Raw genomic sequence first — 14401 nt, forward strand, 5'->3', positions numbered from 1 at the left:
CACCGACGACCAACCCCCGGAGGGCCTGCCGTGCCGTCGCCGATCGCCGCGCTGTCCCCGTCCCGCCGGGTCCTGGCCGGGGCGGGCCTGGTCGTCGCCGGGCTCGTCCTGGCCGGGCAGTGGTGGTACCCGCAGCCGGCGGCGCTCGGGCCGGCGGCGCTGACCGGCACGATCGCGGTCGCGTTCACCGCGCTCGGCGGGTTGGTGCTCGCCGGGCTGCCCGGTCACCCGGTGGGCCGGCTGATGCTGGCCGCCGGACTCGTCGCCGGGGCGGCGGTGCTGGCGTTGAGCTGGCCCGCGGTCACCCCGCTGGCCTGGCTGGGGCAGTGGCTCTGGTGGCCGCCGTACGGCCTGATCTTCCTGGCCCTGCTGGTCTTCCCCGACGGCCGGCTGCCGGGCCGGGGATTCCGGCCGGTCGCGGTCGGGCTGGTGGTCACCACGGTGGTGGTGGCCGTGGCGCTGGCGGTGGCCGCCACCAGCGACCCCCGGGGCCTGCTGCTGTCCGCCACGACGGCCGCCGACCCGACCGCGCGGCTGCTGGTCCGGGTCGCCCTGCTGACCGTCGCGGTCGAGTTGCTGCTGGTGGCCGCCGTGCTGGTGGGGCTCGCCCGGCGCTGGCGGCGGGCCGTCGGCGAGGCCCGTCAGCAGTTGGCCTGCCTGCTGGCCGCCGGTGCGCTGTTCCTGCTCGGCTTCCTGCTGGACTGGCTCAACCTCTCCGGCGCGTGGGTGCTGATGGTGATCGCGATCCCGGGCGCGATGACCCTGGCGGTGCTGCGTCACCGGCTCTACGGGCTGGAACAGGTGATCAACCGGACCCTGGTCTGGCTGGTGATGAGCCTGCTGGTGATCGCCGCCTTCGTCGGGGTCGTCGCGCTGCTGCGGGACCTCGTGCTGCGCGGGGACACGTCGAACGCGTCCCTGGTGGCCACCGGCCTGATCGCGGTGACCTTCGAGCCGCTGCGGCACCGGGTGCAGCGTGGGGTGAACCGGCTGCTCTACGGCGACCGTGACGAGCCGTACGCGGTGCTGGCCCGCCTCGGTGACCTGCTGGAGCGGACGGTCCAGCCGGAGGCGGTGCTGCCGCTGCTGACCGGCACCATCGTCCGTTCGCTCCAGGTGCCGTACGTGGCGGTGGAACTCGGCGGGGAGCATGCCGACGACGGGCGGCCCGGCCGGGTGCACGCCGCGCACGGCCAGGCCACCACCGCCCTGGAACGCTTCGACATGGTGACCCACGGGGAGTGGGTGGGGCGGCTGGTGGTGGCCCGCCGGGCAGCCGGTACCCGGTTCACCCCGGTCGAGCGGCGGCTGCTCAGTGACGTCGCGATGCACGCCTCGGTGGCCGCCGCGACCGCCCGGCTCATCCGTGACCTGCGGGACTCCCGGGAGCGCCTGGTGACGGCCCGGGAGGAGGAACGCCGTCGGCTGCGTCGGGACCTGCACGACGGCCTCGGTCCGACCTTCGCCGGCATGTCCATGCAGGTACGCGCGGCCCGCAAACTCGCCACCGCCGACCAGGACCGGCTGACCCGCATCCTCGACGGGCTCGCCGACGACCTGCTCACCTGCACCAGCGAGGTACGCCAACTGGTCGACCAGCTCCGTCCGGCCGCCCTGGACCGGGGGTTGGAGTCGGCGCTGCGGGCCGAGTGCCAGCGCTTCGACGGTCCGACGCTGACGGTCCGGTTGAGTGTCGCGGACGCCCTGCACCGGTTGCCGGCCGCCGTCGAGGTGGCGGCGTACCGGATCGTCGGTGAGGCGCTGGCCAACACGGCCCGGCATGCCGGGGCGACCTGCTGCGACGTGGTGGTGCGCCGGGGCCGGGCGCTGGTCGTCGAGGTGTCCGACGACGGCACCGGCATCGTCGCCCGCCGCCCCGGCGGGGTGGGCCTGGACTCGATCCGGGAACGGGCCGCCGAACTGGGCGGCGACTGCGAGTTCGTCGACCGGTCCCCGCACGGCACCCTGGTCCGAGTCCGCCTCCCCCTCCCACCCCCCACCCCCACCCCTCCCGCCCGCCCCCACCCCGCCTGCCCCCGGTGATCAAGAGGTTTGCGTCAGAATTCGCCCGGAGGATGACGCGAACCTCTTGATCACCGCGAGCGGGCCGGATCCGGAGCGGGGTGGGGCGGGTGGGGGTCGGGGGGAGGAAGGCTCGGCGGGAGGGGGAGGGCAGTGACGGGAGACGGGGCTCGTGGCGGGGCGGTGCGGGTGCTGGTCGTGGACGACCACCCGGTGGTCCGCCGTGGCCTGCGCACCATGCTGGAGGGCGAGACCTGGGTCGACGGCGTCGTGGAGGCGGCCACCTGTGCCGAGGCGGTCGGCATCGCGCTGACCGAGCCGGTGGGGGTGGTCGCGATGGACGTGGCGCTGCCCGACGGCGACGGCGTGGAGGCGACCCGCCGGATCGTGCAGGCCCGACCGGAGACCCGGGTGCTGATGGTGACCATGTCCGACGACGAGGACGTGGTCGGCCGGTCGCTGCGGGCCGGTGCCCGGGGTTACGTGCTCAAGGACACCGACCCGGACGTGATCGTCGACGCGCTGCGTACGGTGGCCGGCGGCGGGCTCGTCCTCGGCCCCCGGATCGGCCCACAGGTGCTGACCAGCCTGCGCCGTCAGCCGGTCGAGCTGCCGCCCCCGTTCGACCGGCTCACCCCCCGGGAGCGGGACATCCTGCGTAGGCTGGCCGCCGGTGACACCAACGCCCGGATCGCCCGGCACTTCGGGCTGAGCGAGAAGACGGTCCGCAACCAGCTCTCGGCGGTCTTCGCCAAGCTCGGCGTCGCCGACCGGGTCCAGGCCGCCCTGCTGGCCCGGGACGCCGGCCTCACCGGCTGACCCGCCCGGCCTCACCGGCTGACCCGCCCGGCCTCACCGGCTGACCCGCCCGGCCTCACCGGCTGACCCGCCCGGCCTCACCGGCTGACCCGCCCGGCCTCACCGGCTGACCCGCCGGCCCCGGCTGGCCGGCCCGTCCCGGCGGACCCGCCCACCCCGGCGGACCCGCCGGCCCCGGCGGACCCGCCCGGCCGGCAGCCCCGCCAGCCCTGACGGACCCGCCCACCCAGGCGGGCCGTCGGCACCGGCACCGGCACCGATGATCAGGTGGGACAGCATGACCAGCCCTGACGGACCCGCCCACCCCGGCGGGCCGTCGGCCCCGGCCCCGGCCCCGGCACCGGCCCCGGCCCCGGCACCGGCCCCGGCACCGGCACCGGCAGCGATGATCAGGTGGGAGAGCATGAGTAGCGGGATGGACTCGGGGAAGGAGGACGGCATGGGGACCGATGCGAAGTACGAGCAACCGGTGGGCAGCCCCGCGGCGGGGGTGGTGCACAGCCTGCGTGAGCGGCAGCAGACCCTGGCCACCGTCGAGTCCCTGACCGGCGGGCTGCTGGCCGCCGCGATCGTGGACGTCGCCGGAGCCAGCGCCGTCTACCGGGGTGGACTGGTGACGTACGCCACGCAGTTGAAGGCGGAGCTGGCCGACGTACCCGAGGAGTTGCTGGCCGAACGCGGGCCGGTCGATCCGGACGTGGCCATCGCCCTGGCCGAGGGGGGTCGGCGGCGCTGCGCCACCGACTGGGGGTTGGCCACCACCGGGGTGGCCGGTCCCGAGCCGCAGGACGGCAGACCGGTCGGCCTGGTCTATGTCGCGGTGGCCGGCCCGGGTGGCCCGGTGGTCCGTCGGCTGGACCTCGACGGGGGGCGGGAGCACATCCGGGCGGCCACGGTGATCGAGGCGTTACGCCTGGTGGCGGCGCGGATCCACCGGGCCTTCCCGGAAACCGGGCCGGGCCCGCGCACCGGGCCGACGGCCACCGTCCCCCCGGCCGGTGCGGGCCGTCGCTGACCAGCCTTGTCCAGATCCGACAGCCGGGGTGGGATGTCGCCGGGCCCACCAACGGGTACGGTTGCGGGAAGGCTCCGGCGTACGGCGTCGGCGGCGGCGCGGTCCACCGCGTCCGGCGCGGGCGACCATCCGCCCGGAGAGTGAATCCCGTCAGGGGGAGGTGCGATGGTCCTGCTACGCCGGGTGATCGGTGACGCACTTCGGGCGCGCCGCCAGGGTCAGCACCGCACCCTGCGCGAGGTCTCCACCGCCGCCAACGTCAGCCTCGGTTACCTGTCCGAGATCGAGCGCGGCCAGAAGGAACCCTCAAGCGAGCTGCTCGCCGCCATCTGTGACGCGCTCGGTGCCCGCCTGTCCGAGTTGTTGCGCGAGGTGAGCGACACCGTCGCGCTCGCCGAGCAGTTGCCGGGCGTGCTCATGCCGGTGCAGGACGACCCGGCCGCCGCCGGGAGTGTGCGCAAGGCCACCGGCCGGGGCGTGCGTCAGGTGACCACCGACGGCGCGGTCGCCGTCTCGGTCCGCCAGGACTCCCCGCTGAAGGCCACCCTGCGTAGCTCCCGGGTCCGTCCCAGCGACCGTGACGTGGTCTGCGCCGCCTGACCCCCGTCCGGTCCCGTGGCCGGGGTGGCCGACGCCGCGTAGTGTTGATCGCAGGTCGCCGGAGCACTCCCGCAGCCCGAACGACCCTGTTGGCGTCGGGCTGCGACGATGGGGCGCTCCGTCCGGCCCGTCCGGCCCCGGTGTGGCCGAGGCGCAGCGACGCTACTGAGGGGATACCGCGGAGATGGCGAACCCGTTCGTCAAGGGCTGGAAGTACCTGATGGCGCTCTTCGGTGCCAAGATCGACGAGCACGCCGATCCCAAGGTGCAGATCCAGCAGGCCATCGAGGACGCGCAGCGTCAACACCAGGCGCTGGTCCAGCAGGCGGCGGCGGTGATCGGCAACCAGCGGCAGCTGGAGATGAAGCTCTCCCGGCAGATGACCGAGGTCGAGCGGCTCCAGGGCAACGCCCGGCAGGCACTGGTCCTCGCCGACCAGTCCCGGGCCAAGGGCGACGAGGTCGAGGCCGGTCGCTACGAGCAGTCCGCCCAGGTGCTCGCCACCCAGCTGGTCTCGGCCGAGCAGGCCACCGAGGACCTCAAGACCCTGCACGACCAGGCGCTCGGTGCCGCCGCCCAGGCCCGGCGCGCGGTCGAGAACAACTCCATGATCCTCCAGCAGAAGCTCGCCGAGCGGACCAAGCTGCTCAGCCAGCTCGAACAGGCCAAGATGCAGGAGAGCGTGGCCCGTTCGCTGGAGTCGATGTCCTCGATGACCGCGCCGACCAACACCCCCTCGCTGGACGAGGTACGCGACCGCATCGAGCGCCGCTACGCCAACGCGATGGGCCGTGCCGAGCTGGCCGGCAACTCCGTCGAGGGGCGGATGTTGGAGATCCAGAAGTCGACCCTGGACAGCGCCGGTTCGTCCCGGCTGGAGCAGATCCGGGCCAGCATGGCCGGTGACCAGCTCGGTGGCCGGCAGGAGCAGCCGGCGGTGCAGCAGCAGGCCCAGCCGGCCGCCCCGACGGCCGACCCGGCCGCCGCCGCCCGGCTGGACGAGATCCGGGCCAGCATGGGCCGCGACCGCGGCGTGGGGGACACCACCGCCGGCTGAGCGGCCGGCACGAGGAGGTACGGGTGGCCGACGAGCGAACGCGACACTTCCGTCGACTGGGCCGGCTGCGGCGCTCCGCCCGCCGGTGGAGCGTCCTGGCCGGTGGGCTCACCGGCACGGCAGCGGTGCTGACCCCGTACGCCGGACTGGGGTTGCCCGACGCGGCCTGGGCCGGTGCCGCGGGTAGCGCCGTCGCGCTGGCCGCCTGGCGCTGGATCGACCTGCGGGCGTTCGCCGCCCGCCCGGTCCCACCCGCCCTCGACCCGGCCGAGGTCGCCGCCCGGTCCCGGGCCCGACTGGTCGCCGCCGTCGAACGCCTCCCGGTCGGCCCCGGTGTGCTGGCCGAGGCCCGCCGGTTCCGCTCCCGGTTCGCGTTGCGCGGCACCTCCGCCGCCGAGTCCTGGGCGCGGCTGGACCGGGCCGCGCTCGCCCTGGCCGGGATCGCGCCCCGGCTCACCGGCCTGGCCGAGCCGGCGGTGTCGGAGGCGGCGGCCGCCGACCGGTCGCTGCGGGACCTGGCCGACCGGACGGCCGGCGTGGAACGCGCCCTGCGGCTGGCCCCGGCCGAGGCCCGGCCCCGGCTCGCCGAGGCCCACCGGGCCCTGCGGGACCAGTTGGTCGACGGGGTGACCGCCTACGAGGGGCTGGTCGCCGCCGCCGCCGGCTACGTCGCCGAGGACGCCCAACCGGAGGTCGTCGCCGACCCGGCCGCCGCCCGGCTGATGGAGGCGACCGACCTGCTGCACGGCGTCGCCGCCGCTCTGGCCGAACTACGCACCGTCGGCGAACCCCTGCGCACCCCCACCCGCTGAACCGACCACCCGCTGGCCGGGGCGTCCGGCTGGCCGACCACCCGCTGGGCCGGGGCGTCCGCTGGCCGACCACCGGCTGGGGCCGAGTGCCCGCCCGGGCGGGCAGCCGACCGCAGCGTCCGACCGACCGGCGACCGGCCGGGTCGCCCCGCCCACCCGGCCGGTCCCTCGGGTGGCCCGCCGGAGTCGGCGGTCGATCTCAGCGGGGGGTGTGAACGGACACCGGGCCGGTCCACGGGGAGTTGCCCACCACGGTGAACGAGCGGACCCGGTAGTGGTAGGTGACGCCCCGGGCCAGACCGGTGTTGGTGAAGCTCCGGCCGGTGACGGTGAAGCTGGCCACCTCCCGGGCGAACTGCGGATCCACCGCGCGCTGCACCACGAACCCCGCCCCCGGCCCCGTCGGCAGGCTCGCCGACCAGGTCAACGACACCGTCGCCGTGTCCGGCGCGGGGACGCCGACCGTCGCGGCGACCCTGGTCGGGGTCTCCGGCACCGCCGGGGTGGTCACCGCCGCCACCGTCGACCACGGTGACGCCGCACCGAGGTAGGTGGTCCGGACCCGGTAGTAGTAGGTGGTGTCCGGGGCGACCGCCGGATCGAGGTGGCGGTCGGTCACCGGCACGGCGGTGGTGCCCGGACCGCTGGTGAAGGTCGGGTTGGTGGCCCGCTGCACGTCGAGGCCGGTGGCGAAGGAACGGTTCACCCACCGCAGCGCCACCCGCAGGGGCGCGGCCGGCGGCACCGTCGCGGCCAGTCCGCTCGGGGCGGGCAGGCGTACCGACGCGGGGCTGCTGTTCGACCAGGCCGAGCAGCCGGCGGCGTTCTCGGTCCGGATCCGGTAGTGGTACGTGACCCCCGGGGTGATGGTGGCGTCGGTGTAGCGGGTCGCCGTACCCGCCACGGTGATGGTGGTCAGCCTGGTGCCGAAGGTGGCGTCGGTGGCCCGTTGCAGCAGGTGGCTGGTGGCTGCCGGCCGGCTGCCGTTGCCCGTCCAGGCCAGCGCGATCGCCGGGAGCGCGGTCGCCGAACCGGGCAACGGCGTAGCGGTCAACCCGGTCGGTGCACGGGGCGAGACCCGCAGCACCAGGGGTCGGCTCATGCCCAGGTCCCGCAACCCCGCTGCGGCGCTGGACCAGCGGAACTCCCACCCCAGGTCCACCAGATGGTTGACCACCGTCGCCGGACGACCGTCGAACGGGCTGACACCGACGGCGTCGAGGCGTACCCCGGTCGGTCGGGTCGGGTCGAGTAGCCGCCGGCTGTCGGCGACCTTGAACGGCAGCGGCGGCACCTCGGGCCGGAGGGCCACCACCAGGTCCTCGGCCGGGTTGATCCGGACGATCTGTTTCCAGCCCAGCTCACCGCCGTCCGGGGCGCGGACCGTGCCGTCGCCGCCGATGCGGTGGACCACCTGCACGTCGCAGCCGTCGAAGCGGACCGGATGGGTCTGCCGGCCGGTGCCGCTGATCCGCCACAGCTGGATGCCGTCGGCGGGTTCGTCCGCGCCGGCCGTCGGGTCGGCCGCGACGAGGATCTCGGTGGCCGGTTCGGTCGGGCCGAGCGGCAGGGTCACCGGGCCGAGCGGGCTGGCTTTCGGGTGGGGCACCCCGAGCCGGCCGGCGCGTCGGCCGTACTCCGATTCGAAGACCGTCCCGACGGTCTTCACCTGGACCGGCAGGGTGACCGCTGCGGCGGCGCCGGGTGGGGTGAAGGTGGCCGAGGTGGCGTGTGCGGGGGCGACGACCCCTGGGGTGGTGGTGGTGCCGAACGCCCGGTCGTACTCCCGTTGCGGCACGATCGGGGGGCGCTGGCTGGCCGCGTACGCGGCGGGCAGCCGGGCGGCGAGCCGGTCCAGGTCGTACCGGCGGGTCGGGGTGCCGGTCACCCGGAACTGGAGCACGGTACGGGTGTTCGGGCCGTACCCGGGCAGGGTGGTGGGGCCGCCGCCCTCGGCGCGGTGGTCCCCGGCGGCGGTGTGCCGGTCGTAGCGGGGGTCGGCGTCGGGTAGCGGGGCCGGGCAGTCGTTGTAGAGCAGCACCGTAGCCCCGGGCGGCAGGGTGGAGAAGTCGACGATCACGTCGGCCCGTTCGCCGGGGGCGAGCAGCAGCGCGGCCGAGTCCACGTTGAGCACCGTCGGGTCGCGGCGGTCGTAGCGGTAGCCGACCGGGCGGTTGGGCACCACCACCGGGGCGGGGAGCAGCCCGCATTCGTTGCCGATCTGGATCATCGGCGGGCCGGCGGCGGCCGGGTCGGGCACCCCGCCGTCGCGGCCGTCGGTGGGCCAGTCCGCCGGCCGGCCGGGGGTACGCACGGCGTCCACCATCGGCACCTCACCGGCGTCGGCGTCGGCGAGGCTCCCGTCGGCCCGCCACATCGGCCCGTCGGAACGGGCCCGGTAGAGCTGGAGGTTGAGGGCCCGGTCGGCGCAGCCGTTGACGATCCGGAACCGGTACGCCGTCGGCCGTACCCGCAGGTAGGGGTAGGCGACGCCGTTGACCAGCATGGTGTCCCCGTAGGCCGCGGGCACGGCGCTGGGGTGCGGCACCCCGGGGGCCTGCGGGGGTTCCTGCGGGGCGGCCACCGGATCGTGGTGCGGGTTGTCCACCGGGCCGACCCGGGGCGCGTCCCGGTCGTCGGCGCCGGGCAGCCACGGGCCGTAGTCCCAGCGCCCGGTGGGGTTGCGCCCGCAGTCCCGGTACGGGTCCTGCCAGGGCTGGTAGACGTGCGGGTGCCACAGGTTGCCCCGGGCACCCCAGCGGTCCCGGTCCCAGGTGGGGTCCTCGGCGGCGAGCTGGGCGTCGTCGGGGACGAAGGTGCGGTCCTGGATCACCAGGGGGAGCTGCTCGGCGGGGAGCACCCCGTCGGCGACCAGCCCGTCCTCGACCGGGTCGGTGAGCAGATAGAGGGCGAACTGGCCGGACAGGACGGTCAACCGGGACAACCCGAGGGTGTTGTCCTGCAGGCACATCAGCCGGCCGCTCTGCGCGTTCGGGTAGTAGAGCGTGGTGGCCCCCGCCCCGGGGGGCGGCATGTCCGGCACGTGGGTCAGGCCCGGCCCGGTCGGGTACGGGGTGATCTCCCCGGCCGGGGTCACCCACTGCCACGGGTTGCCGGCGCTGATCCAGCCGGTGTGCGCGCCGGACAACTGCAACACGGCCCGGTTCTGCGGGTAGGGCGCCGGCCCCTCCAGCGGCCCCGCCCCGGCGCCCGGGAGGCTGGTGTCCACCGGCAGGAACAGGTCCCCGGCCGGGCCGGTGGGGAGTTGGTTGATGAACTTGATCCGTACCGGGCGGTCCCGCCGCGCCATGATCAACGGCCCGAGGTGGTAGGGCCGCTCCGGCGGGGCGACGGTGTTGTGCCCGTCCGGGTCGGTGCCCAGGTTGAGTTGCCGGTAGCCGCGCAGCCGGGTGGTGGGCAGGTCCCGGTGCAACCGTTGGGTGTACTCGGACAGCCCGATCTCGTAGTAGTCGCAGCCCGGCCAGCTGACCGTGTCCGGGGTGGCGACGGGCAGGTGACCACCCAGCTCGGTGCGTCCGGCGGGGCCGGGCTGGGGGAGTGCGTCGACGAACTTGCGCAGCCCGGTGCCGGTGACCGCCCGGCCCTGCGGGTCGGGTACCGGCAGCGGGCTGCCGGCGAAGTTCGGCACCGGCCCGAAGTAGTGCGGCACGGCGGCCGGGTCGAGGCTCGCCGGGGTGGGACCGGCTGCGCCGGTGCGGGCCGCCGGCACGGTGGGCCGTTCGGTGTGGACGACCCGGGTCGTCCAGTGTGGTCGCAGTCTGCGGAACAGGGCCATGGCTCTCCCCGGGCACGGGGACCCGCCGCCCCACACCCCGGCGTGGTGGGCGGTCGCATCCGATGGTCACGAACGGTGAGCACTCCACCGCAGCATGCGACGTCGGCGGCCGGATAGGAATTACCCATTCGTCCGTGTCTGCGGGTCGTCCCGCCAGACGGGAGGTGACCCGGCGTCGGTCGCGCCCGCTCAGCCGGCCGCCGGGGTCGGGGCGGGTGGCGGCTGGCAGGTCGGGCACCAGTAGGTGACCCGTTCGCCCAGCTCCTCCTTGGCGATGGCGGTGCCGCAGCGGCGGCACGGCTGGGCCCGTCGGCCGTACACGTAGCTGGTCTGCCCCCGGCGCAGCGAGCCGGTGGTGCTCTGGGTCCACCGGCCCCGGTTGGCGGCGAGCAACCGCTGGGCCAGGGTCACCGTGCCGGCCAGGTCGGGCACCGCGCCGACCGGCGTCCAGGGGGAGAGGCCGCGCAGGAACAGCAGCTCACACTTGTAGAGGTTGCCCACCCCGGCCAGGTTGCGCTGGTCCAGCAGCGCCTCCCCGATGGTCACCTCCGGCGCGGCGGCGAGCCGACGGGCCGCCTCGGCCGGGTCCCAGTCGTCGCCGAGCAGGTCGGGGCCGAGGTGCCCGAGCAGGCGCTCCTCGTCGGCGGTGGGCAGCAGGGCCAGCTCGTGCAGGTGGTAACCGACCGCCACCGCCTCCGGGCTGCGCAGCACCACCCGGATCAGGTGGGCCGGCCGGCCCGTCCACCGTTCCCCCGGGGCGTACGCCCGCCAGGCGCCGTCCATCCGCAGGTGGGAGTGGAGCGTCCAGGCGGTGGTCGGGGCTGCCTGCGGGGGTGCGGTCAGCCGGAGCAGCAGGTGTTTGCCCCGGCTGGCCGACTCGCGCACCGTCCAGCCGGACAGGTCGGTGGTGGCGAGCGTCGGCACCCGGAAGTCGCTGCCGGTGAGCCGGGTGCCGGCGAGCGCCCGGTGCAGGACGCGGGCGGTGTTCCAGACGGTGTCTCCTTCGGGCACCCCAGCATTCTCCCTCGTCCGAGCAGAATTCGCATGTATCGCTATTTGTAGCGCGCTTCCTGTCGATCTACGAAAAAATGCACTATTAGAGAGTTCTGAGGAGAATATTATGGCTTTCGGCCCTCGTGGTGCCTCATCGTCCCTGTTGGTCGGTCTGCTGACCGTGACCCTGGTCGGCGCGCTCGCCCCGGCCACCGCGTACGCCGCACCCCACGCCCCCGGCCGCTCCACGCCCGACCGGTCGGGTCCCACAGTGCAGCGCTCCGCCCCCGATCGGTCGGGCCTGGACCGGTCCGCCCCCGATCCGTCGCGGTCCGGGCGGCAGAGCGGCACGACGACCACCGGTGAACACTGGTCCGTCGACCTCACCGTCGTCGGCGGCGACGACGTGAACGTCCGGTTCGGTGCCGGCCGGCTACGCCTGGCCGACCCCCGCCCGACCCGACACAACCGGCCCGCCGCCCTCGGTGCGCCGATCGCCGAGGGAGTGCTGCTCGCCCCCGCGTACACCCTCGCCGGCCCGGCCAACCGGGTCCACGCCGCGCTCACCGCCGAGGCCCCCACCGGCACCGCCGTCGGTGTCCAGGTGCGTGGCTGGCTGCCCACCGGCTGGACCGAGTGGCGGGAGGCCGGCACCGCCCCCGCCACCTTCGACCGGCCGGTCAGCCGGGTCCAGGCCCGGGTGCTGCTCACCACCCGCGACGCGAAGGCCGCCGCCACGGTACGCGCGGTCCAGCTCACCGCCGACACCGCCGCCGTCCAGAAACCCGCCCCCACCGCCGTACGCAGTTACCGGGTCTTCGCCACCCGGGAGGGCGAGGTCGGCGGGGTGACCGCCAACGGTCGCACCATCCAACCCCGGGACCACTTCGTCGCCCTGCCGTCCCGGCGCGGGCTCTCCCCGCTCGACACCGGCGACTACACCGTGCGGGTCTGCACCACCAGCGGCAGCCGCTGCGAGTACGCGCCGGTGTGGGACGTCGGCCCGTGGAACACCCGCGACGACTACTGGAACCCCGCCGCCGTCCGGGAGAACTGGAAGGACCTGCCGCAGGGCCGCCCCGAGGCGCAGGCCGCCTACCAGTACGGCTACAACGGCGGCAAGGACCAGTTCGGCCGTACCGTGCTCAACCCGGCCGGCATCGACCTCGCCGACGGCACCTTCTGGGACGGCCTGCTGCTCACCGACAACGCCTGGGTGGACGTCACCTACCTGTGGACCGGCTCCGGCCCGCGCGGCGTGATCGGCTCCGGGCCGCTGAACGTCCGTACCGGCCCCGGCACCTCGTACCCGACCCGGGGGCTGGCCGCCACGCACGCCAACGTGCCGATCCAGTGCTACGTCAAGGGGCAGACGGTCGCCGGGACGTACCGGACCACCAACCGGTGGAACCGGCTGGCCGGCGGCCAGTACGTCAGCCACGCCTACGTGTCCACCGTGTACGGCGGCACCGTGTCACCCTGCTGACCGGTGCACCGCTGACGGGACCCTCCCCGACCCGGCCGGGTCAGGGGGCGGGTCGGCTCAGGGCCGCTCGTCCGGGCGGGGCGGGCGGACCATGTCCTGGTAGCGGGGGTGACTCGCGCCGTACACCGCGAAGTTCAGCCGGGCGTGGGTGAGACTCAGCTCACCGTTCGCCCCGCCCCGCACCACGTCGGCATCGGCGTCACCCTGGCCGTCATCGGTCCAGAAACAGACCGGACAGGTGCCCCCACCCGTCCGGGACGCACAACAGGGACAGCCCACCGGAACCCACACTTCACCCACCGCAGCAGCATTCCACACCGGACGTCGGCCAGGGAGCGCAGCTCACCCCCTGATACGCCCCCGCACCGTGACCGTGGCCCCCGGGGCCACCCCGAGCAGGTCCACCGCCCGACCCCCGTTGCGGGCCACCGCCACCAGGCCGGCGGAGTCGACGAGCACGACCAGCGAACCGGGTGCCACATCCCCGAACGTCCGCCCCCGGACCGCCGGTCGACCGTCGACCTGCACCGCCGCGGGCAACGACGCCAGCAGGTCCGCCCCGGCGGCGAGCTGCACGTTGCCGAAGTGGTCCACGCTGAGCACCTCGGCGGTGAACCCGTCGGCCTCCCGGCGCAGCACCGGCGGGGGCAGGATCACCAGGGACGCCGGGTCGACCTGCGGCCCGGCGTCGGCCGGCGGGTCACCGAGAGCCAACCGGGCCGCCACCGGGGCGAAGACGTCCCGGCCGTGGAAGGTGTCCGACACCTCCGCCGCCAGCCACCCCGGCGCGGTCAACTGCACCGCCGAGGTGATCCCACCCAACGCCTGCGCCGCCGCCGGCAGCACCCCGTTGTCCGGCCCGACCAGCAACCCGCCCGGTGTGACCAGGGTCACCGCCCGCCGGGACGTCCCGACCCCCGGGTCCACCACCGCCACGTGCACCCCGTACGGCAGGTGCGGCACGGCCTGGGCGAGCACCGCGGCACCCCGCCGGACGTCCCCCGGCGGCACCAGGTGGGTCACGTCGATCACCCGGGCGGTCGGGGCGATCCGGCCGATCACCCCGTGGCAGACGGCCACGAACCCGTCGGTGAGCCCGTAGTCGGTGGTCAGCGAGATCCAGGGGGACGGGGCCATGCCCGGCAGGCTAGTGCGGCGGGCCGACTATCACTGACCGGACACCCCGATCGGCCGACCGGCCGGTGCCGTCCCCGCAGCGGGTTCGGCAGACTGCCGGGGTGACGAAACGCCTTCGCATCCTGTCCACGACCGCCACCGTCCTCGTCGCCCTGGCCCTGGCCGGCTGCGGCGACGACCCCGCCGACGAGCGGGACGGCGGGGCGTGGGCCGACGGCCGGTCGAAAGCCCCGGCCACCACCGAGGCCGCCCCGGCGGACGGACCGCCGAAGACCGCGAAGCCGGGCACCACCCCCCGGGAGAGCCCCTCCACCCCGCCGTTCGTGCTGCCGACGAAGAAGACCAGCGCCCCTGCCGCCCGCAAGGTGGTCGACGCGTTCACGGCCGCCGGCCTGAAGGCGCCCGACCCGCGCGACCGGTCCAAGGACTGCGGACCCAACGGTGCGGGGGTCGGCTGCGCCCAACTGCTCGTCACCGACGCCGTTTCCGTCTACGTCTTCCCCGACGAGGCGAGCGCCACCAACCAGACCGACGTGTGGGGGACCAAGGCGTACCGGTCGGGTGCGGTGGTGCTCAACTACCTGGGCACCCGGACCAGCGCCGCCGAGCAGAAGCGCTACAACGACGTACTGGCCAAACTCGGCTGACTGCCGCAGCCCGGGCC

Annotated in this window: 13 protein-coding genes; 8 read left to right on the forward strand and 5 right to left on the reverse strand. The window is 75.1% G+C overall.

The annotated features are described in order from the left end of the window. The first annotated feature begins 30 nt into the window (after nucleotides 1-30). Nucleotides 31-2043, forward strand: a complete 2013-nt coding sequence (locus JQN83_RS23625; protein ID WP_307799625.1) for a GAF domain-containing sensor histidine kinase — start codon at nucleotides 31-33, stop codon at nucleotides 2041-2043. A gap of 132 nt (nucleotides 2044-2175) precedes the next feature. Beyond that, entirely contained in the window at nucleotides 2176-2841 is a 666-nt protein-coding gene (locus tag JQN83_RS23630) for a response regulator (RefSeq protein WP_208569336.1), read from the forward strand. 99 nt (nucleotides 2842-2940) lie between these two features. On the opposite strand, the gene JQN83_RS23635 is transcribed toward JQN83_RS23630, so the two are convergent. Next, on the reverse strand, nucleotides 2941-3282 hold the full coding sequence (locus JQN83_RS23635; protein WP_208569337.1) for a hypothetical protein: 342 nt from the start codon (nucleotides 3280-3282) through the stop codon (nucleotides 2941-2943). Here JQN83_RS23635 and JQN83_RS23640 point away from each other — a divergent pair. From JQN83_RS23640 to pspM, 4 genes are all read left to right on the forward strand, one after another. Beyond that, entirely contained in the window at nucleotides 3281-3856 is a 576-nt protein-coding gene (locus JQN83_RS23640; protein ID WP_208569338.1) for a CinA family protein, read from the forward strand. The two genes, JQN83_RS23635 and JQN83_RS23640, sit on opposite strands and share 2 nt — an antisense overlap. Before the next feature lie 165 nt (nucleotides 3857-4021). After that, nucleotides 4022-4456, forward strand: coding sequence for a helix-turn-helix domain-containing protein (locus tag JQN83_RS23645; RefSeq protein ID WP_208569339.1), 435 nt, complete (start codon nucleotides 4022-4024; stop codon nucleotides 4454-4456). 184 nt (nucleotides 4457-4640) lie between these two features. After that, a complete protein-coding gene (locus JQN83_RS23650) occupies nucleotides 4641-5513 on the forward strand; it encodes a PspA/IM30 family protein (protein ID WP_208569340.1) in 873 nt (290 codons plus the stop codon). 23 nt (nucleotides 5514-5536) lie between these two features. Further along, entirely contained in the window at nucleotides 5537-6325 is a 789-nt protein-coding gene (pspM, locus tag JQN83_RS23655) for a phage shock envelope stress response protein PspM (RefSeq protein WP_208569341.1), read from the forward strand. Between the two features lie 199 nt (nucleotides 6326-6524). Here the strand turns inward: pspM and JQN83_RS23660 are convergent, their stop codons facing one another. Continuing rightward, nucleotides 6525-10121, reverse strand: coding sequence for a hypothetical protein (locus JQN83_RS23660; protein ID WP_208569342.1), 3597 nt, complete (start codon nucleotides 10119-10121; stop codon nucleotides 6525-6527). A gap of 189 nt (nucleotides 10122-10310) precedes the next feature. After that, entirely contained in the window at nucleotides 10311-11132 is an 822-nt protein-coding gene (locus JQN83_RS23665) for a zinc finger domain-containing protein (protein ID WP_208569343.1), read from the reverse strand. A gap of 109 nt (nucleotides 11133-11241) precedes the next feature. Here JQN83_RS23665 and JQN83_RS33300 point away from each other — a divergent pair, with 109 nt between their 5' ends. Next, entirely contained in the window at nucleotides 11242-12600 is a 1359-nt protein-coding gene (locus JQN83_RS33300) for a DUF8814 domain-containing protein (protein WP_244253049.1), read from the forward strand. 57 nt (nucleotides 12601-12657) lie between these two features. Here the strand turns inward: JQN83_RS33300 and JQN83_RS33305 are convergent, their stop codons facing one another. Next, entirely contained in the window at nucleotides 12658-12918 is a 261-nt protein-coding gene (locus tag JQN83_RS33305) for a CPCC family cysteine-rich protein (RefSeq protein ID WP_307799628.1), read from the reverse strand. A gap of 24 nt (nucleotides 12919-12942) precedes the next feature. Then, nucleotides 12943-13737, reverse strand: a complete 795-nt coding sequence (locus JQN83_RS23680) for an SAM hydrolase/SAM-dependent halogenase family protein (protein ID WP_208569344.1) — start codon at nucleotides 13735-13737, stop codon at nucleotides 12943-12945. 101 nt (nucleotides 13738-13838) lie between these two features. On the opposite strand from JQN83_RS23680, the gene JQN83_RS23685 reads away from it, so the two are divergent. Beyond that, entirely contained in the window at nucleotides 13839-14384 is a 546-nt protein-coding gene (locus JQN83_RS23685; RefSeq protein ID WP_208569345.1) for a hypothetical protein, read from the forward strand. The last annotated feature ends 17 nt before the right edge of the window (nucleotides 14385-14401 follow it).

The sequence above is a fragment of the Micromonospora antibiotica genome, assembly GCF_017599305.1.
In the GTDB taxonomy this organism is placed as follows: Bacteria; Actinomycetota; Actinomycetes; order Mycobacteriales; family Micromonosporaceae; genus Micromonospora; species Micromonospora antibiotica.